A 20,861-nucleotide genomic window follows, 5' to 3' on the forward strand; every position below is an offset into this window, starting at 1 on the left:
GCGTACAAGGATTCCCTTTTCGAGCACTATTACGTTCATGGCGAGCGGCGGATGAGCAATGGCCCCCGGCATTACTGTGCACCGGCGTCCCCCTTTCCCCTGGCGCCCGAAGTCAACTCGGCGAACGCCCGTTCACCGGACGGGGTGCCCCTCGGACCCCGGAGCGTGTGCTCACCTCACGAGCACCCGGGAGGTGGAAGTGTGGCACCCCCCTGACCACTTGCCGATCCGGACAAGGCCCGATGAAAATCTCCTTTCTGCTGCAGAACGCTTACGGAATGGGTGGCACCGTCCGCGCCACTTTCAATTCCGCCGGCGCCCTCGCCGAACGCCATGACGTGGAGATCGTCAGCGTCTGGCGGACGCACGACCGGCCCAGCTTCCCGCTCAGCGGAAAGGTCCGGCTGCGGCCGCTCATCGACAGGCGTCCGCACTCCCGCCGGGGCGGCCCCGGAGCGGTGAGCGGGCCGAGCACGCTGGTCCCCCCGGTGGAGGCGCGCGGCGCCGGCTTCGACCGGCTCACCGACCGGCGGGTGGCGCGGTTCCTCACCCGCACCGACGCCGACGTGGTGGTGGCCACCCGGCCGGGACTGGTGATCTACCTGGCCGAGTTCGGCCGCCGCCACTACCTGCGGATCGGCCAGGAACACCGGGTCTACGGCACCCACGAGCCCGGCATCCGCGCCGCCCAGGACGCCGCCATCGCCGCGCTGGACGCGCACACCACCGTCACCGAGGCGGACGCCCTCACCCACCGCCGGCACCTCGCGGCCACGGGCACCCCGATCGCGCACCTGCCCAACTCCTCGCCGCCGCCCGCCACGGCGCCCTCGGACGGCGGCTCACGCCTGGTCGTCGCCGGCGGGCGCCTGATCCCGGTGAAGCGGTACGGCCTCCTCGTGGACGCCTTCGCCCCCGTGGCCGCCGCGCACCCGGACTGGCGGCTGCGGATCTACGGCCGGGGCCCCCAGCAGGCCGCGCTGCGCGCCCGCATCGACGAACGCGGCCTGAACGACCACGTCTTCCTGATGGGCGCCAACCCCTGCCTCGCCACCGAGTGGGCCAAGGGCGCGATCGCCGCCGTCTCCTCGCGCGAGGAGTCGTTCGGCATGACCATCGTGGAGGCCATGCAGTGCGGCACTCCCGTGGTCGCCACCGACTGCCCGCACGGGCCCGGGGAGATCATCCGGGACGGCGAGGACGGGCTGCTCGTCCCGCCGGGCGACAGCAAGGCCTTCGCCCGTGCCCTGATCACTCTCATCGAGGACGCGGACCTGCGGCGTGCCATGGGCACCGCCGCCCGGCGCAACGCCGAGCGGTACGCGCCGGAGCACATCGCCCGGCGCTACGAGGAGCTGATCGCCGGACTGCGGACCTCCGCACCGCCCACGCCGGTCCCCCTCGACCGCCGACTGGCGGCCGGCGTCGCCCACGCCGGGACGGCCGCCCGCCGGACGCTGTTGCAGACGGCGCGCACCGTGCGCCGGGCGGCGCGGGGACGCCCCGGCGGCCTGGACCCGCTGCGCCCGAGGGCGGCGTGCGCCGTGGACGCCGGGGGCGGTCTCGTCGTACGTCTGGAGCAGGCGGGGATGCGGGGCGGCGCGTTCACGCTGACGGCGACGCTGCGGGGGGCCGAGGGCCGGGGCGAGGAGCCGCTCGCCGTGCCGCTGCGGCCGCCCGAGACGGACGGGGCGCCGTGGACGGCCGTCCTGGAGCGCGGCGCCCACTCGCTCGCCGAGGGCCGCTGGGACTTCCACGTCATCCGGTCGGACGACGGGGCCCGCCGCCGTGTCGCCGCCACGAGCGTCGACCAGCGCGCGCTGGTGGACCTGGCGGCCCTGCCGGACCCGCCGTTCCGCTGGTGGATCCCCTATCCGACCGTCAAGAACAACCTCTCCCTGCGCACCTGGCGCCGCCCCGCCCACGCCGAGGCCCACACGCTGACCACCGACCGCACGTCGTGCACGGTGGAGGGCGCCCTGCACGGCGCCGCGTTCGCGCCGGGCCAGTGCCCCCGCCTGCTCGCCGTGCCGCGCCGGGATCCCGCCGCCGCCTTCGAGACCGAGGTGACGACCTCCGGGGCGCACCGCTTCCGCTTCCGCCTGCCCTACGCCCTGGCCCTGGCGGCGGGCGACGGCGCGCCCGAGACCTGGGAGCTGTCGCTGCGCCTTGCGCCCGGGGCCGAGCCCGTGCGGGTGGGGCGCGTCCTCGGGGACGTCGTCGACCGCAGGCGGAGCGATGTGTACGCGGCCGCCGAGGCGCTCATGGGCGAGCCCGGCACGCCCGTCCTGGTGCGCCCCTGCTTCACCGCGCACCACGACCTGGCCCTGACGCTCAAAGAGGCCCCGGACCGGGCCGACCGGAGCCCCGCCGGCCAGGGCCTGACCGGACAGCGTCCGGGCGGGCAGGGCGACTACGCGGGCCGCAGCCCCGGGTCGCCCGCCTCGGTCACGAAGGACGCCGCCGTCCGGAGGGAGGCGCCGGGCGTCGTGACCGCCGAGACCGTCTTGAAGTCCGCCCGCGCCTCCTCGCGGCCGAGGCCGACCGTCACGTAGCCGCGGCGCCCGTTGTAGAACTTCAGGTGCGGGTTCGCCTTGGTGTACGTGTCCCAGTTGGCCGGCTTGTCCGCGCCGTCCTTGCCGCTGGCGATGGATGTCGTGACGATCTCGGTGCCGACGGTCCTGGAGGACGGGTCGTCGAAGTCGGCCTTGATGTCGAAGGCGTAGCCGACGTGCACGTCACCGGTGAGGACCATGAGGTTCTCCAGGCCGGCCGCCCTGGCGCCCGCGAGGACGCGCGCGCGGGAGGCGCGGTAGCCGTCCCAGGCGTCCATGGAGAGCTTGGCCCGGTCGGTGAGGTCCAGTTTGCGCTGGGAGAAGGTGACCTGCTGCGGGACGACGTTCCACAGGGCGCGCGAGCGGCGCCAGCCGTCGAGGAGCCAGCGCTCCTGGGCGGCGCCGGTGATGGTGCGCCTCGGGTCGTCCGTCTCGGGCCCGGGGGCGTGCGCCTTGTCGCCGTACGCCTGGTCGGAGCGGTACTGCCGGGTGTCGAGGATGTCGAACTGGGCGAGGCGGCCCCAGGTCAGGCGGCGGTAGAGGCGCGCGTCGGGGCCCTTGGGCCGCTGCGGGAGGCGCAGCGGCAGGTTCTCCCAGTAGGCGCGGTAGGCGGCGGCGCGGCGCAGCAGGAACTCGGCCGGGGGGTTGCCGTTCTCGTCGACGTCGTCCGCGTAGTTGTTCTCCGTCTCGTGGTCGTCCCAGGTGACGACGAAGGGGTGCGCGGCGTGCGCGGCCCGCAGGTCGGGGTCGGACTTGTAGAGGGCGTACCGCAGGCGGTAGTCCTCCAGGGTCAGCGTCTCCTTGTTGAAGTGCGCGGGCAGCGTGCGGTCGGTGTAGGCGCGGGCGCCGCCCCTGGCGTCGACCGCGTACTCGTAGAGGTAGTCGCCGAGGTGGAAGACGACGTCGACGTCGTCCTGCGCCAGGTGCTTGTACGCGGTGAAGTAGCCGTCGTGGTAGGCCTGGCAGGAGACGGCCGCGAGGGTGAGGGTGCTCGCGGCGCTGCCCGGCGCGGGGGCGGTGCGGGTGCGGCCCGTCCCGCTGGTCCAGCGGCCCGCCTTGAAGCGGAAGTAGTAGCCGCGGCCCGGCTCCAGGTGGTCGACCTCGACGTGCACGGTGTGGTCGAACTCGGGGTGGGCGGTGGCGACGCCCCGTCTGGCGACGCGCCGGAAGCGGGCGTCGTGGGCCAGTTCCCAGTGGACGGCGACGCGTTCGGCCGGCAGGCCGCCGCCGGGCTCGTAGGGGGCGGGGGCGAGCCGGGTCCACAGCAGCACCGAGGTGGGCAGCGGGTCGCCCGAGGCGACGCCGAGGGTGAAGGGGTCCTTGCCGATGCGGCGGGCGTCCAGCTCGGCGGCGCCGGCGACACCCGCGACGGGCAGGTTGGTGGTGAAGGCGAGCGCGGCGGCGGCGCCGGTCACGGTGAGGAAGCGGCGGCGCCCCACGTGGCGTGCGGCGGCGCGGAGTTCGGGCGAGTACTGCTGGGCTGCGAGTGACATGTGGCCCTCCCCTGACGATTGCTGTCAGGGGCATGTAACTGGCGGGGAACGACCTGTGACTGTCGCGTACACAACAGCCGCATGGCGGGCGGGTGATGTCCCCGTGGCCGGGCCTCCCGTACGCTGCGGGGCCATGAACGCTGAGCGAACTGCCTCATCGACCGCGCCGGGCATTCCCGTGGAGACCACCGGGGACGGCACTGTGGAGACCACCGCGGAGGGCGTCGGGGAGCCGGCCGTGGTCGCCGCCGCCGAGAGCGTCGTGGAGAGCGCCGCGGAGAGCCTCGTGGAAAGCCTCGTGGAGAGCGCCCCGCACAAGACCCCGAAGGTCGCCGTGGTGACCGGCGCCGGGTCCGGGATCGGCCGGGCCGTCGCCGTCGAACTGCTCGCGGCGGGGTGGTCGGTGGCGCTCGCGGGCCGCCGCGTGGAGGCCCTGGAGGAGACGGCCGCCCTCGCCGTCGCGAAGGACGGCGCCACCTTGTGCGTACGGACCGACGTGTCGCGGCCCGAGGACGTGGCGGCGCTCTTCACCGGCGTACGCGAGCGCTTCGGCCGCCTGGACCTGCTCTTCAACAACGCCGGGACGTTCGGCCCCGGCGGCGTCCCGGTCGAGGAACTCCCCTACGACGCCTGGCGCCACGTCGTCGACACCAACCTCAACGGCGCCTTCCTGTGCGCCCAGGCGGCCTTCCGGCAGATGAAGGAGCAGCTCCCGCAGGGCGGACGGATCATCAACAACGGGTCGATCTCGGCGCACGCGCCGCGGCCGCACTCGGTGGCGTACACCGCGACGAAGCACGCCCTGACCGGTCTGACGAAGTCACTGTCCCTGGACGGGCGGCCGTACCGGATCGCCGTCGGGCAGATCGACATCGGCAACGCCGCGACCGACATGACCGCGCGCATGCAGTCCGGGGTCCCCCAGGCCGACGGCCGGCTGGCGAGCGAGCCCGTGATGGACGTGGCGGACGTGGCGCGCACGGTGCGGCACATGGCGGAGCTGCCGCTGGAGGCGAACGTGCAGTTCGCGACGGTCCTCGCCACCACCATGCCGTACATCGGGCGGGGTTGAGTCCGCCCGCGCCCGGCACATCTGCACAAGTGGAATGGGAACTACCGACTCAGTCCCGGGCGGTGGGCCCCGTATGCTCAGCTCCTCTCCACGAGAACTTCACACCTGGAGCACTCCTTGCGCATACGCACCATGGCCCCCGCTGTCCTGGCCGCCACCGCCCTGTCGGTGTCCCTGCTCGCCGCGTCGCCCGCCTCGGCGGTGACCGCGCGCCACCAGGGCGGGCTGCACCTCGGCTACATCCAGTACGACAGCCCGGGCAGCGACACCCGTTCGAACTCCTCGCTCAACGCGGAGTGGGTGAACATCCACAACAGCAGCTCGTCCGCGATCCAGCTCAAGGGCTACCGGCTCAAGGACGACACCGGCTACACCTACACCTTCGGCAGCTACCGGATCGGCGCCGGCAAGACCGTCAAGGTGCGCACCGGCAAGGGCTCCGACGCCTCCGGCGTGCGCTACTGGGGCCGGGGCAGCTACGTCTGGAACAACACCGGCGACAAGGCGCGCCTCGTCAGGCCGAGCGGCTCGCTCCAGGACTCCTGCTCCTGGACGCGCGCCGACCACGGCACGAAGAACTGCCACTGACCTGCGCCGAGGGGGCCGGGCGGGCGCGCGGTGCGCCGCGGGTCAGGCCTGGCCCGTCTCGAAACGGGAGATCCGGCCGTCGTCCTCGACGGTGAAGTACCACTTGGTGCGCATCTCGCCCCAGGTGTCGTTGCGGTAGCCGACGAGCAGCGTGCGGCCGCCGGCCGACTCCGACTCGACGTCCATGTGGCCGTTGGAGGAGAAGATCTCCCGGTCGGCCCACTCGGCGAGGTCCCGGTCCGTGCCGTCGTCGGACATCGTCGCGTCCGGGGTCAGCAGCGCCTCGAAGGCGGCCTTGTCGTGGGCGTTCACCGCGGTGACGAAGGCCCGGACCGCGGGGTCGCCGAGCCGGTTTACCTGAATGGTCATGGGCCCACCGTCACATCGAGCCACCGGCCGCGCCACCGGGGGCGAGCGGACGTCTCACCCGTACGGCCGCGCGGGCCGGGTGCCCGGCGCCGGTCCGTCGGACGGTGGAGGAAAGGCGGGCCCACCTCACCGGCTTGCCGCCCCACCGACCCGGGAGCCCCGATGACCTGTTCTTGCCTGGACCGACGCGACCTCGGGCTGCTGCTGCTGCGCGTGGGCACCGGAGGGGTGCTCGCCGCGCACGGCGCCCAGAAGCTGTTCGGCTGGTTCGGCGGCGGCGGCCTGGAGGGCACGGGGGCGTGGATGGAGTCCATCGGCTACGCGCCCGGCAAGGCGAACGCCACGGTCGCGGGCCTCGCCGAGGCGGGCGGCGGCACACTCCTCGCCCTCGGCCTCGCGACCCCGGCGGCCGGGTCCGCCGCGGCGGGCGCGATGGCGGGCGCCGCCGCCGTGCACACCCCGCACGGCTTCTTCAGCCAGGGCGGCGGCTACGAGTACCCGGCGTTCCTCGGCCTGGTCGCCGCGGCCCTCGCGGTCACGGGCCCCGGCCGCTACTCCCTCGACCACGCGCTCGGCCACTCCCTCAACCGCGCCTGGATGGTGCCGGCCGCGCTCGCCGGGACGGCGGTCGGGGTACTCGCGACACTGGGCGCCAGGAACAAGAAGGTCCGCGAACAGAGCGAGGACGCCGCCCCGCAGGCGTAGCCGCCGGGTCCGGCCGAACGGGCGTACGCGTCCGGCGAGGCGCCGCCCGCGTTAGGGTCACGCGGGTACGGCGCGCGGCCCGGCCGGGGTGGCCGGGGGCGCGGACAGGGCGGACGGGAAAGAGGGGGCCGCGCACGATGGGCGCGAGGGTCACGGCGGTCAGCAGCAACCCCACGTACTCCTTCAGCAAGCCGAACCGCGAGAGCGTCACGCTGCTCGCCGGGCTCGGGGTCGAGGGGGACGTGCACGCCGGGGAGAAGGTCAAGCACCGGTTCCGGATGCGGCGGGACCCGGACCAGCCGAATCTGCGCCAGGTCCACCTCATCCACGAGGAACTCCTGGACGAGCTGGTGGCGGACGGCTTCGCCGTGGCGCCGGGCGAACTGGGCGAGAACATCACCACACGCGGCGTCGACCTGCTCGGGCTGCCCACGGGCGCGCTGCTGCGCATCGGCGCGTCCGCCGTCGTGGAGATCACGGGGCTGCGCAACCCGTGCCGCCAGATCGACGGTTTCCGGGCCGGCCTCATGAAGAAGGTCGTCGGACGCGACGAGAACGGCGCCGTCGCCCACCGGTCCGGGGTCATGAGCGTGGTCCGTCAGAGCGGTGAGATCCGCCCCGGCGACGCCATTGAGGTCGTCCTGCCCGAGGGACCGCACCGCCGGCTGAGGACGGTCTGAGGTCCCGCCCTACAGTCCCTGTCCGAACCAGGTCTCGGCCAGGGCGTCCAGCGTGGGCTCGGGCGGGGCGGGCAGCTCCCGCAGGCACGAGGGCAGGTTGCTGTACACGTGGAGCAGGGTGTACGCGAGGATCTGACGCGGCTCGTACGTCGTTCCGTACGCCTTCATGAAGCGCGGCAGCAGTCCCGGCTCGGCCCGCGTGACGAAGAGCCCGACACCCACGAAGTCGTACGCCGGGTCACCGATCATGGCGGGTTCGAAGTCGAGGAGGCCGGTGAGGCGCCAGCCGTCGGCGGGGTCGACGGTCAGGTGCTGGCGCATGAACTCCGTGTGCAGCAGGGCCCGTCGGGTGCCCGAGCCGTTGTCCGTCACGGGCAGGGGCACGGAGTCGAGGAAGCCGGGTATCTGCTCCCGCCAGTGCGCGGGCAGCGCGAAGGCGCTCTGCCGGTCCACCGCACCCGCCCGCTGCCCGGCGAGGAAGGCGTCCCAGTCCTCGGGCCCGAGCACGTCCGCGAGGGGTTCGGGGTCCAGGGCGTGCAGCGCCGCGAGGGCCTCCGCCGCGTCGGTGACGATCCGTTCCCGGTCGGCGCGCGGGATGTCGGGCCAGGCGGCGGCGAGACCCCGGCCCGGCAGGCGGGACATCAGGACGTAGCGCCAGCCGTTCTCGTAGTCGCCGACGTCGTGCACCCGGGGGGTGGGGACGGGTAGTCGGCCATGGACGTGGGCGAGCACGCGGGCCTCGGTCACGGCGTCCTGGGCGTCCAGGCCGGGGAAGAGCTTCACCACGTGCCGGTCACCGACCGCGTAGACGGGCTGGGACCCCTCCGGGTAGCGGGTCAGCGGCGCCCCGGCGAACCCGAGCCGCGCGCACAGGTCCTCCGCCCCGGGCCGCATGATCGCCTCGTCGGGGACGACGCGGTCCCACTCCTCGTCCGTGTACACCTCGGGCAGCATGAGGGGCACGGTAGTGCTCGCCGTGGCGGGGCCACGAGCGAGTTTCCGCCGTCGGCGGGGCCGCGTGACGCGACAGGGCGGGGGCGGGACGGGCGCGGCAGGGCGCGGTGAGGCGCGACCCCATCGGGCCGCGCCCCGCCGTGGGTCCGCTCAGCTCCCGCCTTCCGTCTCGGCGACGCTCTGGGCCAGCAGCTCGACGTACGCGGTGGTCCACGCCTCGACCGTGGCGCGGTCCCACAGGTCGGTCGAGAACTCCAGATAGCCGGAGAGGACGTCGCCCGTGGGGATCAGGCCGAAGTTGAACTCCGAGCGCGCGCCCGGCACCGCGAGGTCCTCCACCGCCGTGGTCAGGCCCGGCAGTTCGATGTCCGTCTCCAGCGAACTCTGGTACTGGAAGCCGAGCGGCAGCCGCTCGGGGACCTCGGTGCCCAGCGCCTCCCCGAGGTCCGCCGCCAGCGTCCGGATCGGCGCCGCGTGGTCGAGTGCCCCGACCGCGCCGCGCGCCACCTGGTCCACCAGCGCGCCGAACGTCGTCGCCTCGTGGCCCCGGATCCGCAGCGTGAAGGACGACACCGTGCAGGCGGCGAGGGCCTCGAACTCCCGCCGCTCGCGGTTGGCGTGGGAGATGCCGAGGACGACGTCCGGCTCGCCCGCGACCTTCTCGACCAGCCGGGCCAGGGCAGCCGCCGTCACCACGAAGGGCGTCGTGCGGTGCCGCCGCGCCAGCGCTTCCACGCCCGCCCGGGTCTTCCGGTCCACGGTGAACAGCACCACGTCGCCGGCGCCGCTCAGCTCCGCGGGACGGGGCCGGTCCAGGGGCAGCGGCAGGGCGAAGAGGGCGCCCTTCAACTGCCGGGCCCAGTAATCGACCAGGCGGCCCTTGTCCCGCGTCAGGCCCTGCTCGCGCTGCCAGCGCGCGTACCCGCCGGGCTGCGGCACGCCGTCGGGGAGGCCGTGCGGCTCACCGGTGACCTCCGCCCGGTACAACGCGGCCAGTTCGCGCAGCAGCACGCTGACCGACCAGCCGTCACAGGTGGCGTGGTGCAGGACGAAGAGCAGCGTCCAGCGGTCGCGGCCGACGCGCGAGAGCCGGAACACCGGCGCGAGTTCGGCGCGTATGTCGAACGGCACCGCGGCCGTGGCGGCGGCCAGGCGCTCCGCCTCCGCCGCCGCGTCCCGCGCCGAACCGAGCCGGGCGACCAGATCGTCCTCCGGCAGCTCGACCGGGCGGGGGCGCAGCGCCTCCTGGCGCCACTCCCCCGTGCCCTCGTCCTCCACGAGCCGGGTGCGCAGCGCCTCGTGGCGGGCGACGAGCCGGGTCAGGGCGCTCCGCAGGGCCGGGACGTCCAGCTCGCCGGTGAGGGTGAGGCGCATCGCCACGTTGTAGATCTGCGGGCGGGGGTGGGTCAGGTGCCGGGTGATGAAGGCGCCTTGCTGGGCGGTGACGGGGGCGGTGGCGACCACGTCGTCCGGGTCATCGGCGGAATCATCGGACTCCCCGGGCTCGCCCGCCCTGCCTGCCGCTCCCGGCTCGGTCTCGCCCGTCTCGCCGGTGAGGTACGCCGCCATGGCCCGCAGTGACGGCTCCTCGTAGAAGCGGGCGACGGGGTACTCCGCGCCGAACTCCTCGCGCACGGCGTTGGCCAGGCGGATGGCCGTGATGGAGTGGCCGCCCAGCTCGAAGAACGAGGCGTCGGGGCCGATGGTCCCCGCGTCGGTCCCGAACTCCTCGGCCCACAGCTCCCGCAGGCGTGCCTCGACGTCCCGCCGGGCGGTGCGCGCGGGGGTGGGCGGGGCGGCGGGGCCGGTGGGCGAGGCGGTCAGGGCGGGCTCGGGCAGCGCGGCGCGGTCCAGCTTGCCGTTGCCGGACAGCGGGAGCGCGGGCAGGACGGCCCATGCGCGCGGCACGAGGTGGTCGGGCAGTCGCGCGGCCAGCTCCCGCGCCAGACGGTCGGCCACCTCCTGGGACCGTGCCGTCCCCGCCGTGGGCGTCGCGGGGACGACGTAGGCGGCGAGCCAGGCATCGCCCCGCCGGTCGCGGTGGGCCAGGACGACCGCCTCGGCGACCTCCGGCGACGCGTTGAGGGCCCGCGTGACCTCTTCGGGCTCGACGCGGAACCCCCGTATCTTCACCTGGTCGTCGGACCGGCCCCGGAACTCCAGGGCCCCGGCCGCGTCCCACCGTACGAGGTCGCCCGTGCGGTACATCGGCACGGTGCCGCCCAGCGGGTCGGGGACGAAGCGCTCCGCCGTCAGATCGGGCCGGCCCAGGTAGCCGGTGGCCACCCCGGGCCCGCCGACGTACAGCTCCCCCACCTCCCCGGCGGGCACCTCGCGGCCGTGCGCGTCCAGGACGCGCAGCGTGACGTTGTCCACCGGACGGCCGATCGGGATCGGGGCGTCGACCGCGCCGGCGGCCGAGGTGACCGGGGCGCCGGCGGGCTCCACCGTCTGGCTCGTGCAGAGCACGGTCACCTCGGTGGGGCCGTAGACGTTCACCGTCTCGTACGGGGCGCCGGGGCGCGGCCGGGTGCGCAGTACGTCGCCGCCGATCAGCAGGTGCCGCAGCGGGGGCTGGCGGTCGTCCGGCAGCGCGAGGACGGCCTCGCCGAGCGCGGTCGGCAGGATGGAGAAGGTGATGCCGTGGTCGGCGTACCAGCGGGCGAGGGCGGCGGGGTCCTTGCGGACCGTGTCGTCGGCGACGACGACCGTGGCGCCCGCGGTCAGCGCGGCCCAGATCTCCAGTACGGCGGCGTCGAAGCTCTGCCCGCAGACGGCCGCGCTGCGGTCGTCGGCCGTGAACCCGAAGCGCTCGTGGTGCCACTGGCACAGGTCCACGACGGCGCGGTGCGGGACGGCCACCCCCTTGGGGGTGCCGGTGCTCCCCGAGGTGTAGATGGCGAGGCAGAGCGAGTCGGGGCCCGGCTCGGCGTCCGCCGGGGCGGCGCCGGGCGCGGGGGCCGGCGGCAGGGCGTCGAGGTCCACCACGGTGGTGCCGTGCGGCGGTGTCGGCCGCTCGTCCGTACGCCCCCCGCCGCTCACCACCAGGACGCGCGCGCCGCTCTCGCCGAGGATCGTCTCGGCCCGGGCCCTGCCCTGGCCGGGGTCCAACGAGACATAGCCGTGGCCGGACTTGAGGGCGGCGAGCATGGCGACGATCAGGTCCGCGCCGCGGGGCAGCCACAGCGCGACCGGCGCCCCGGTGCCGCCCGCCCCGCGCAGGACGGCCGCGAGCCGCTCGGCCCGCTCGTCCAACTCGCGATAGGTCAACGTCTGTTCGCCGCTGATCACCGCCGTGCGGCCGGGGGCCGCCTCGGCCCACCGCGACGCCAGGGCGTGCACGGTGCTGCGGGTCCGCCGGCGGACGGGCCCGTGCCGCCAGGCGTCGGGCACGGCGTCGGCGCGGGCGCCCACCGCGTCGGCGAGGACGGCACGGAACGTACCGAAAAGGGCGTCGACGGTCACCTCGTCGAACAGGTCTGTGTTGTACTCCAGGTGGCAGCGGATGCCGTCGGGCTGGTCGGTGAAGTAGACGCTGAGGTCGGTCAGCGCCTTGTCGGGCCCCGAGTCGAGCGGGGTGGCCCGCACCCCGGGCAGGTCGAAGTGGAACGGGTCGCCGGTCTCGAACTCGGCGAGGGTCTGGAAGACGGGGGTCCTGTCCAGCGCCCGCGCGGGGGTGAGTTCCCGGACGACCGCCTCGAAGGGCACCTCGGCGTGGTCGTAGGCGTCCAGGGCCACCGCCCGCACCCGGTCCAGGAGCGTGCCGAAGTCCGGGTCGCCCGAGAGGTCCACGCGCAGCGCCAGGGTGTTCACGAAGAAGCCGACGACGTCCTCGTACGCGGGGGTGCGGTCGGACATGGGGGTGCCGATGACGAGGTCGTCCTGTCCGGTCACCCGGCCCAGCGCGGCCGCGTACCCGGCGAGCAGCGTCATGAAGAGGGTGCTGCGCCGCTCGCGGCTGAACTTCCGTACGGCGTCGGAGAGTCCGGTGTCGAGCGTCCGGAACAGGGCGCGGCCGTTCGACGTCATCACGCGCGGCCTCGGCCGGTCGGTGGGCAGGGCCAGGACCGGCAGGTCGCCGTCGAGCGCCTTCTTCCAGTACGCGAGGTCCTCCGCCGCCTTCGGGCCGCCGAGGGAGTCGAGCTGTCGGCGGGCGTGCTCGGCGTAGGTGTGCGGGAGGGCGGGCAGTTCGGCGGCCGGGGCGCCCGCGAGTTCCGCGCGGTAGAGGGCGGACACGTCGCGGGCGAGGACGGCGGCCGACGCGGCGTCCATCACGATGTGGTGCAGGGACAGGACGAGGACGTGCCGCTCGGCGCCCAGCCGGACCAGGCGGGTGACGAACAGGGGCCCGCTCGCCAGGTCGAAGCGGCGCTCGCTCTCCGCCTTGAGGGTGTCGGCGACGGCGTCACGGTCGCCCGCCGTGCCGTCGACGACGGCGAAGTCCACCTCGCCGGGCGCCCGCGCGAACTGCCGTGCCTCTCCGGCCACTTCCCGGAAGACCGTACGAAGCTGCTCGTGCCGGGCGACCAGTGCGCGCAGGGCCGACCGCAGCGCGCCCGCGTCCAGCGGTCCCGCCAGCTCGATGGCCTTGACCTCGTTGTAGGCGGTGCGGCCGGGGAGCATGCGCTCCAGGAACCAGATCCGCTGCTGGCCGGGGGACAGGGGCGCCCCGGGGTCGGACACCGGCACGGGGGCGGTCGCGGCCGGGGCGGGGGTGGTCGTCGCCGGGGCGGGGGCGGCTGTCGCGCAGGAGCGGCGCAGGGCGTCGAGGTGGACCAGGCCGGCCCGCAGGGAGGTGGGCCGCACGCCGAAGTCGACCAGGGCGACGACCTCGTCGGCGCCCGCGGCACGCACCTCGTCCACGACGGGCCGCACGCTCTCGGGGCTGCCGATGAGGGCGCGCTGGTCGCAGTAGCGGTCGTAGGCGCGGCGGAACAGGACGTCCAGGTCGTCCTCCGACATCGCCGACATGTCGACCTGGTGGCCCAGGCTGTTGGCGACCCCGCCGAACAGCGAGAGCGACGCCCGCATGTACCGCGACAGCGGTTCACGGGCCTCGGCGCGGGCCGCCGCGTGGTCCTCGGCGAGGTAGGTGTGCAGGAGCACGGCGACGCGCCCCGCGTCCGGGTCCAGGCCGTGCTCGGCGCGCGTACGCCGGTAGAGGGCGACGTTCTCGCGGAGCCGGTCGATGCCCTGCGTCATGAGGTTGGTGACGATGCCGAGGTCGTGGCGGGCGGCCAGTGCGTACGAGGCGGGATTGCCGACGACGGCCGTGTACATGGGCGGGGCGTCCTGGACGGGGCGCGGGAACAGGCGCAGGTCGCTCTCCCCGTCGCCGGTGGTGCGGCGCACCGTGTCGCCGCGCCACAACTGCCGTACCTGGGCCACCTGTTCATACATCTTCTCCTTGTGGGTGCCGAAGCGCTCGGGGAAGAAGACGAAGTCGTTGGCGTGCCAGCCGCTGGCGCAGCCGATGCCGATCCGGCCCCCGGAGAGGTTGTCGACCATCGACCACTCCTCGGCCACCCGGATCGGGTCGTGGATCGGCAGGACGACGGAGCCGGCGTTGATGCGGACGCGGTCGGTCTCGCGGGCGAGGGCGGCGGCGAGCACCGCGGGGTTGGGGAAGAGTCCGCCGAAGGAGTGGAAGTGCCGTTCGGGGATCCACAGGGAGTGGAAGCCGTTGCGGTCGGCGAAGCGGGCGGTCTCCAGGAGGTGGTCGTACTTGCCGCGGCGGGGGCTGTTCTCGTCCTGCGGGTAGTCGCCGAAGAAGTAGACGCCGAAGTCGAGGGGGCGGGCGGGCGTGCGCTCCGTCGCCTCGGCCCGGGGCGCGGCGGCGGCCGCGGCGCCGTTCCAGGCCATGGCCTGCGGCCTGGACGCCGCCTCGGACCGGGGGTCGGGGGCCGACGCCGTCGCCGACGCCGTCCGGGGCGCGGATGCTGTCTCTGTCCGGGGCGCGGGTGCCGCCGGCTGCTTGCGCTCCGGGATCGCCGCGGCCGGCGTCGCCCGTGCCTTCGTACGGAAGAAGCCCGCGTCCCGCAGCTCCCGCAGGGAGCCCTTGACCGCGTCCACGATGAACTCGACGTCGTCGTCGGTGTGTTCGGTGGAGAGGAAGAAGTTGCGCCACTCCCACACGTGGACGCCGCGCAGCATGAGGTGGTGGTAGAGCAGCTCCATGTCCGCCCGGTGCTCGAACCGGAACATCGAGCCGAAGTGGCTCAGGCTCAGCGCGAACTCCTCCGCCTCGAAGAAGGCGTTGAGCGAGTCGGCCAGGTGGTCGGTGCGGGCGTTCAGCCGCTCCTGGAGCCGCGGACTGTGCTCCTTCAGGTGGGCCAGCACGGCCCGCGTGGCGACCATCGACACGGGGTGCTGGATGTACGTACCGCCGAAGAACGTCGTGTCGGCCGCGGGGTAGCTGTCGTCGCCGTAGCTCCAGTACCCGCCGTCGATGCCGTCCATGATGTCGGCCCGCCCGGCGATGGCGCCGATGGGGAAGCCGCCGCCGAGCAGTTTGCCGTAGGTGGCGAGGTCGGGGGTGACGCCGTACAGCTCCTGCGCGCCGCGTGGCGCGGGGCGGAAGCCGGTCAGCATCTCGTCGAAGAGCAGCACGATGCCGTGGCGCGCGGTCAGCTCGCGCAGCCGGCGCACGAAGGCGGCGGGCCGCAGCGAGGGGTGGCGGCTCTGCACCGGCTCGACCACGACCGCCGCGATCTCGCCCGCCTGCCGTTCGATGACGGCGAGGCTCTCCTCGCTGCCGTAGGGCAGCACGAGCAGGTCGGCGACGGCGTTCTGCGGGATGCCCGCGGACATCGGGACGGTGGTCAGGCCCTCGCCGCCGGTGTGCGGGGAGCGGCCGAGGACGTTGTCGTTGTGGCCGTGGTAGGCGCCCTCGAAGGTGATGATCTTGGCGCGGCCGGTCGCGGCGCGGGCGAGGCGGATGGCGGCGGAGTTGGCCTCCGTGCCGGAGTTGGCGAAGGCGACGCGCTCCATGCCGGTCAGCTCGGCGAGCAGCTCGGCCGCCTCGCCGGTCTCGACGTTGCGGGGGCCGAGCTGGATGCCGCGCGAGAGGTGCTCGCGGACCGCCTCGGAGACGAAGGCGGGCTCGTGGCCGAAGAGCAGCACGCCGAAGCCCATGGTGATGTCGACGTAGTGGTTGCCGTCGATGTCCTCCAGCCGGGAGCCGTGCGCCCGCCGGCCCGCGATGGGGTACAGCATCTCCTTCGTGCTGCTGCGGAAGCCGACGGCGGCCCGGCTGTCGGCGAGCACCCTGCGGTAGCGCTGGGCGATGCGCTTGGAGGTGGGCGTCTTGGCGGTGTAGCGCCGCACGAGGTCGTCCAGGTGGGCGCGCTGCGACGCCGGGGAGCCGCCGCGGACCATGCCGGAGGCGCGGGACACCTCCAGGCGGGGGCCGTGCTGGGCGGGGCGGTCCGCCTCGGCGGCGCTCCCGGCGCCCAGCTGCTCGGTGATGCGCCGCGACAGTTCGGCCATCGCGGCGAGGTCCTGGTCGACGGCGGCGGAGACGGAGCCCTGGCCCGCGCTCATCGGTTGGCCTGGCCGGTCTGGGCCGCCAGCAGCTGGGAGAGCTGCCCCATCAGTTGGAGCTGCATCTGCGAGAGCTGGTGGACCTGGCGTACGAGGTCCTCCACCTCGCGGCGGGTGGCGTACTCGGCGCCGGGGGCGGGGGCGACTGCCGGGACCGGCTCGGGCGGGTAGGCGGTGGCGGCGGCCGGCGTGGGGGCGTACGCGGTGGGCGCGGGCGGCGCGGGCGGCGTGGGGGCGTACGCGGTGGGCGCGGGTGCCGGTGAGGCCGGGGTGTACGGAGCGGGGGCGGGCGGGGCCGGTGGCGCGCTCGGGGCCGGTATCGCCTGTGGGGCCGGTATCACGTCCGGGGCGGGCGTCACGTCCGGGGCCGCTGGGGTGCTCGGGGCCGACGGCGCCCCGCCCCCCATCTTCCGTACGATGATCAGAGCGAGGCCCTTGGACGTGCCGGCCTCCTCGAACAGCTCCCGCATCGAGACCTTGACCCGGTGCTCCTCCTCCAACTCCCGCAGCACACCGATCATCTGCAGCGAGTCGGCACCGAGGTCGAAGAAGGAGGCGTCCTCCGCTATCTCGCTGGTGTCGTAGCTGAGGTGTTTCGCGGTGACCTTGATGATGTGCTGGAGCACACGCTCGACCGCTGCCTCGTCCTGTGCCACTTCGGCCCCATCCCTTGCCGGTTGTGCGGGCCGGGGAAGGAAATTCTCCGGCCCTGTCCAGTAGTCCTTGTGCTGGAATCGGTAGCCGGGCAGGGGGATCCTGCGGCCCGCCCCGGCCATGAGAGTCCGCCAGTCGACCGGCGCCCCGCGCCGGTACAGGCCCGCCGCCGCGTCCCACAGCGATGCGAGCCCGGCGCCGCGCCGCAGCGTCGGATACGCCGCCCGGCCCGGCAGTTCGCGCCGCGCGAGCCCGCTGAGCGTGCCGTGCGGGCCGGCCTCCAGCAGCGTGCCGACGCCGGGGTGCGCGGCGCCGAGTTCGCGCAGCGCGTTGGCGAAGCGCACCGGTTCGCGCGCCTGCCGCACGAGGTAGTCGGCGTCCGGGAGCCAGCCGGGCGGCCGGGTGCGCCCGTCCAGGCCGCTCACGAACGGCACCGCGCACGGGCGGAACTCCACCCCGGCGCACAGCTCGCGCAGCCCGTCCAGCACGGGGTCCATCAGCGCGGTGTGGAACGCGTGCCGCACCGGCAGCTCCCGTGCCGGTATGCCCCGCCTGGCGAGCAGGGCGGTCAGGCGTGCCACGGCGGCGGCCGGGCCCGCGAGGACCTGGCTGTGCGTGCCGTTGCCGACGGCGAGTTCCACGCCGGGCACCTCGGCGGCCAGCTCCCGTGCCGCGCCCTCGGCGAGGGGTACCGCGACCATCGCGCCGGCTGCGCACAGGCGCTGCATGAGCGCGCCGCGTCCGGTGGTCAGGCGCAGGCCGTCCTCGACGGAGAGGGCGCCGGCCGCGTGCAGCGCCGCGTACTCCCCCACGCTGTGCCCGGCGACCACGCTCGGCGTGATCCCGGACGCGCCCCACAGGCGTACGAGCGCGCTCTGGAGGGCGTAGAGCGCGGGCTGCGCCATGTCGGTGGGCCACGGCGGCTCGCTCCCGTCCTCCCCCTCGGGCGCGAGCAGCGGGGTGAGGAGGCTGTCGCCGCCGGTGAGCGCCGCGTACTGCCGCTCGCAGGCGTCCAGGACCTCGCGTACGACGGGAAAACGCTCGTACAGGTCGCGGGCCGCGCCCCGGTGCAGGCTGCCCTGCCCCGTGAAGAGGAACCCGGTGCCGGCCCCGCCGGTACCGGCTCCGCCCGTCCCTGGCGCGTCCCGTGCCGGGTCCCGTGTCGGGTCCTGTGTCGGGTCCGCGAGCCAGGCGTCGAGGCCGGCGGTGAAGGCGGCGACGGTGTCGCCCCGCAGCGCGAGGCGGTGTCCGCGGTGGGCGCGGCCGAGTGCCAGCGTCGTGACGAGGTCGGCGGGGTCCGTGCCGGGGTGGGCGCGCAGGTGGTCGCGGAGGGCGGACGCGTTGTCGATGAGGGCGGCCCGCGTGTGGCCCGCGACGAGGAGGATGCCGGGGGCCGGCGGGGCGCCGGTGGGGCGCGGCGCGGGTTCGGGGGCCTCTTCGAGGATGACGTGGGCGTTGGTGCCGCCGACGCCGAAGGAGCTGACGCCGGCCCTGCGCGGCTCCTCGCCCCTCGGCCAGGGGCGGGCGGATTCGGGGACGTAGAACGGGCTGGCCGCGAGGTCCAGGGCCGGGTTGGGGCGGCGGAAGTTGGCCATCGGCGGGATGACGCCGTGCCGCAGCACGAGCAGCGCCTTGATGAGGCTCGCCAGGCCCGAACAGACGTCGAGGTGACCGATGTTGGCCTTGACGGAGCCGAGCGCGCAGTAGCCGGTGCGGTCGGTGTCGGCGCGGAACGCGGCGGTGGCGCCCTCGAACTCGATCGGGTCGCCCTTGAACGTGCCGGTGCCGTGGGTCTCCAGGTAGCCGATGCTTCCCGCGTCGACGCCCGCCCGGTCCAGGGCGCGCCGGATGGCGCCCCGCTGGCCGTCGGCGCTGGGGGCGCTGAACGCCCGCTTGTCGGCGCCGTCGTTGTTGACGCCCCAGCCCCGGATGACGCCGTGGACGTGGTCGCCGTCCGCGAGGGCCCGGTCGAGCCGCTTGAGGACGAGGGCCGCGACGCCCGTGCCGCCGACGGTGCCGTCCGCGTCGGCGTCGAAGGGCCGCAGCCGGCCGCTCTTGGAGAGGATGGACCCCTTGACGTACTGGTAGCCGAGGACCTGCGGCACGTGGATCGCGGCGGCGCCCGCCACCGCGAGGTCGCACTCGCCGTGGACGACGGCCTGCGCGGCGGTGGTCACGGCGACCAGCGAACTGGAGCACGCGGTCTGGACGTTGAGGGCGGGGCCGGTCAGATTGAGGCGGTGGGAGACGCGGTTGGCGGTGAAGTCGGTGAAGTTGCCGACGGTGACCTGGAGTCCGGCGACCCAGTCGGCCACGCCGGCCGGCAGGACGTTGTTCTGGAGGTAGGTCTGGAGGGAGTAGAGGTGGTAGCCGGTGCTGGCGTAGACGCCGATGTCGCTGCCGCCGGCTCCTTGCCCGCCCGCGTAGCCGGCGTCCTCCAGGGCGTGGTGCACGCACTCCAGGAACAGTCGCTGCTGCGGGTCGGTGATGCGGGCCTCGTGGGCGCTCATCCCGAAGAAGCCCGGGTCGAAGCCCGCGATGTCCTCCAGGACGCCGCTCGCCCCGACGAAGTCGTCGGCGCGGTACTGCTCCTCGCCGACCCCGGCGGCGGCCAGTTCGGCCTCGGTGAAGCGGCGTACACGGTCGGCGCCGTCGTGGATGGTGCGCCAGTACTCCTCCGGGGTGTCCGCGCCGGGCAGCCGGAAGGACATCCCGACGACGGCGACGGCATCGCGGGCGGCGGCGGCACTCATCGGGCCTCGCTCTCGACGGAGGGCACATCGCGTGGCGGCGCGGCGGCGCGCTCACGGCCGTACCGCACGAGGACGACGAACATCGCGAGGCACAGCGCGATCGCGAGGCCGTGCAGCAGGCCTACGACCTGGAGCGGGCGGAAGTGGTCCAGGAGCGCGCCGCTGACGAGCATGCCGAGCCCGAAGCCGGTGTTCTCGACGGAGGCGGAGAGGCCGAAGAGCCGGCCGCGCTGCTCGTCGGGGGCCGCCTGGAGCCGGCTGACGTAGGCGATCTCGGTGAGCCCGTCGGCCATGCCGGCGATCAGGGCGGCGGCGACGGCGACGACGGTGGGCAGCCCGGCGAAGACGACGATGAACGCGGCCGACATCACGCAGGCCCCGACGGCGAAGGCCCGCTCGCCCGGCCCCTGCCGCCCGTCGCGGCCTGTCCACAGGCGCCCGCAGAGCTGCTGCATGACGATGTTGCCGATGGCCCAGGTGGCCCAGAACTGGCTGACGAACGTGGCGGGGTGGGAGGGGTCGAGGGCGCTGGAGTAGACGGGCAGGGCGACGTTGTGGGACGAGGATCCGAGGCCGTCGGCGGCCCGGACGGCGATCATCACGGCGAGGACGGGCGCGGCGCGCAGCAGCACCAGGGAGCCGCTCCGCGGCGGCCGCTCACGTCCGGCTTCGTCCTCCCCGCTCTCCGAGGCCCGGGCCGCCTTGGTACGGATGGGCAGGGCGAGGAGGACGCAGGCGGAGACGGCGAAGGAGGCGGCGTCGAGGGAGATGGCGGCGGTGTAGCCGAGCTGGGCGACGATGAGCCCGGCGGAGGCGAACCCGGCGATCATGGCGAGGGAACGCCCGGTGGCGAGCAGGGAGTTGGCGCGTACGCGCAGTTCACCGCCGACGATCTCCGGGATGCTGCTGCGCAGGGCGACGCCCGAGAGGGTGGAGCAGAACCCGGTGACGACGGCGAGGACGTACAAAAGCCCCGCCCGGCCTGCCTCAGGAGCGATCAACAGCGCTACCATGGCCAGGCACTGCGTGAGATCGGCGCCGACCATCAACCTCTTGCGGTCGTACGCCGAGACCAGCCGTCCGCTCACAAAGCCGGATACGACGCTGGTCATCAGGCGCACGGCCATGAAGAGCCCGGCGGCCAGGGCGCTGTCGGTCACCTCGTAGATGAAGACGTTCAGGGCGACCATGTTCAGGTAACTGCCGTACGCCGAGACGCCGTTCCCCACGACGAGCAGGCGAAAGTGCCTCAACGTTCCCCCTGGTCCGCCTCTGTACTGGCCCTGTGTTGTTTCTGTGCCGCCCTCGTGCTGCGGCTTCACACTCACTCGCCCCGAAGCGCGCCTAAAGTCACCCGAGTTGGTGACTTGACAGGTCCTGAGGCGCTCGGTACCGCGAGCCTCGGTGGGGCGTCGGGCGCGGGCGGGGGATTCCTTTCTGTTTCCGCACGGGCGTGGTTAGATCAAGTGGCGGTCACAGCCGTGCAGAAGCGGTCG

10 protein-coding genes and 1 pseudogene are annotated in these 20,861 nt (G+C 74.3%); 5 read left to right on the top strand and 6 right to left on the bottom strand.

Annotated elements, in window-relative coordinates; translation table 11 throughout:
* Positions 1-278 precede the first annotated feature (278 nt).
* Positions 279-1,337 (top strand): annotated as a pseudogene (locus tag ABZ385_RS24905) (glycosyltransferase family 4 protein); the annotation flags it as partial.
* A 1,076-nt stretch (positions 1,338-2,413) separates the two neighbouring features.
* Here ABZ385_RS24905 and ABZ385_RS24910 read toward each other — a convergent pair.
* Positions 2,414-4,048: an alkaline phosphatase D family protein gene (locus ABZ385_RS24910; RefSeq protein ID WP_358585606.1), complete on the bottom strand. Its 1,635-nt coding sequence runs from the start codon at positions 4,046-4,048 to the stop codon at positions 2,414-2,416.
* Between the two features lie 133 nt (positions 4,049-4,181).
* Between ABZ385_RS24910 and ABZ385_RS24915 the strand changes: the two genes are divergently transcribed.
* A complete protein-coding gene (locus tag ABZ385_RS24915; protein ID WP_358585604.1) occupies positions 4,182-5,120 on the top strand; it encodes an SDR family oxidoreductase in 939 nt (312 codons plus the stop codon).
* A 117-nt stretch (positions 5,121-5,237) separates the two neighbouring features.
* Positions 5,238-5,708 carry a lamin tail domain-containing protein gene (locus ABZ385_RS24920; protein ID WP_358585602.1) on the top strand — a complete coding sequence of 157 codons (471 nt, stop codon included), beginning with the start codon at positions 5,238-5,240 and terminating at the stop codon, positions 5,706-5,708.
* 42 nt (positions 5,709-5,750) lie between these two features.
* On the opposite strand, the gene ABZ385_RS24925 is transcribed toward ABZ385_RS24920, so the two are convergent.
* Positions 5,751-6,077 carry a nuclear transport factor 2 family protein gene (locus ABZ385_RS24925; protein ID WP_358700313.1) on the bottom strand — a complete coding sequence of 109 codons (327 nt, stop codon included), beginning with the start codon at positions 6,075-6,077 and terminating at the stop codon, positions 5,751-5,753.
* 162 nt (positions 6,078-6,239) lie between these two features.
* On the opposite strand from ABZ385_RS24925, the gene ABZ385_RS24930 reads away from it, so the two are divergent.
* Together ABZ385_RS24930 and ABZ385_RS24935 are read left to right on the top strand one after the other, a co-directional pair.
* On the top strand, positions 6,240-6,782 hold the full coding sequence (locus ABZ385_RS24930; protein ID WP_358585598.1) for a DoxX family protein: 543 nt from the start codon (positions 6,240-6,242) through the stop codon (positions 6,780-6,782).
* 137 nt (positions 6,783-6,919) lie between these two features.
* A complete protein-coding gene (locus ABZ385_RS24935) occupies positions 6,920-7,462 on the top strand; it encodes an MOSC domain-containing protein (protein WP_358913221.1) in 543 nt (180 codons plus the stop codon).
* Between the two features lie 9 nt (positions 7,463-7,471).
* Here the strand turns inward: ABZ385_RS24935 and ABZ385_RS24940 are convergent, their stop codons facing one another.
* From ABZ385_RS24940 to ABZ385_RS24955, 4 genes are all read right to left on the bottom strand, one after another.
* Positions 7,472-8,416 (bottom strand): aminoglycoside 3'-phosphotransferase/choline kinase family protein, encoded by a 945-nt coding sequence (locus tag ABZ385_RS24940; RefSeq protein WP_358913223.1) that lies wholly within the window; start codon positions 8,414-8,416, stop codon positions 7,472-7,474.
* 150 nt (positions 8,417-8,566) lie between these two features.
* A complete protein-coding gene (locus tag ABZ385_RS24945; protein WP_358913225.1) occupies positions 8,567-15,958 on the bottom strand; it encodes a MupA/Atu3671 family FMN-dependent luciferase-like monooxygenase in 7,392 nt (2,463 codons plus the stop codon).
* Positions 15,955-19,365 carry a beta-ketoacyl synthase N-terminal-like domain-containing protein gene (locus ABZ385_RS24950; protein ID WP_358913227.1) on the bottom strand — a complete coding sequence of 1,137 codons (3,411 nt, stop codon included), beginning with the start codon at positions 19,363-19,365 and terminating at the stop codon, positions 15,955-15,957. Before ABZ385_RS24950 ends, ABZ385_RS24945 begins: the two co-directional genes overlap by 4 nt.
* Positions 19,362-20,618: an MFS transporter gene (locus tag ABZ385_RS24955; RefSeq protein WP_358913229.1), complete on the bottom strand. Its 1,257-nt coding sequence runs from the start codon at positions 20,616-20,618 to the stop codon at positions 19,362-19,364. Before ABZ385_RS24955 ends, ABZ385_RS24950 begins: the two co-directional genes overlap by 4 nt.
* Positions 20,619-20,861 lie beyond the last annotated feature (243 nt).

The sequence above is a fragment of the Streptomyces sp. NPDC005898 genome (genome assembly GCF_040629635.1).
Lineage (GTDB): Bacteria > Actinomycetota > Actinomycetes > Streptomycetales > Streptomycetaceae > Streptomyces.

Coding starts and splice junctions, on each gene's coding strand:
- ABZ385_RS24935 (WP_358913221.1), top strand. CDS start 6,920: ATGGGCGCGAGGGTCACGGCGGTCAGCAGCAACCCCACGTACTCCTTC.
- ABZ385_RS24925 (WP_358700313.1), bottom strand. CDS start 6,077: ATGACCATTCAGGTAAACCGGCTCGGCGACCCCGCGGTCCGGGCCTTC.
- ABZ385_RS24945 (WP_358913225.1), bottom strand. CDS start 15,958: ATGAGCGCGGGCCAGGGCTCCGTCTCCGCCGCCGTCGACCAGGACCTC.
- ABZ385_RS24940 (WP_358913223.1), bottom strand. CDS start 8,416: ATGCTGCCCGAGGTGTACACGGACGAGGAGTGGGACCGCGTCGTCCCC.
- ABZ385_RS24950 (WP_358913227.1), bottom strand. CDS start 19,365: ATGAGTGCCGCCGCCGCCCGCGATGCCGTCGCCGTCGTCGGGATGTCC.
- ABZ385_RS24915 (WP_358585604.1), top strand. CDS start 4,182: ATGAACGCTGAGCGAACTGCCTCATCGACCGCGCCGGGCATTCCCGTG.
- ABZ385_RS24910 (WP_358585606.1), bottom strand. CDS start 4,048: ATGTCACTCGCAGCCCAGCAGTACTCGCCCGAACTCCGCGCCGCCGCA.
- ABZ385_RS24930 (WP_358585598.1), top strand. CDS start 6,240: ATGACCTGTTCTTGCCTGGACCGACGCGACCTCGGGCTGCTGCTGCTG.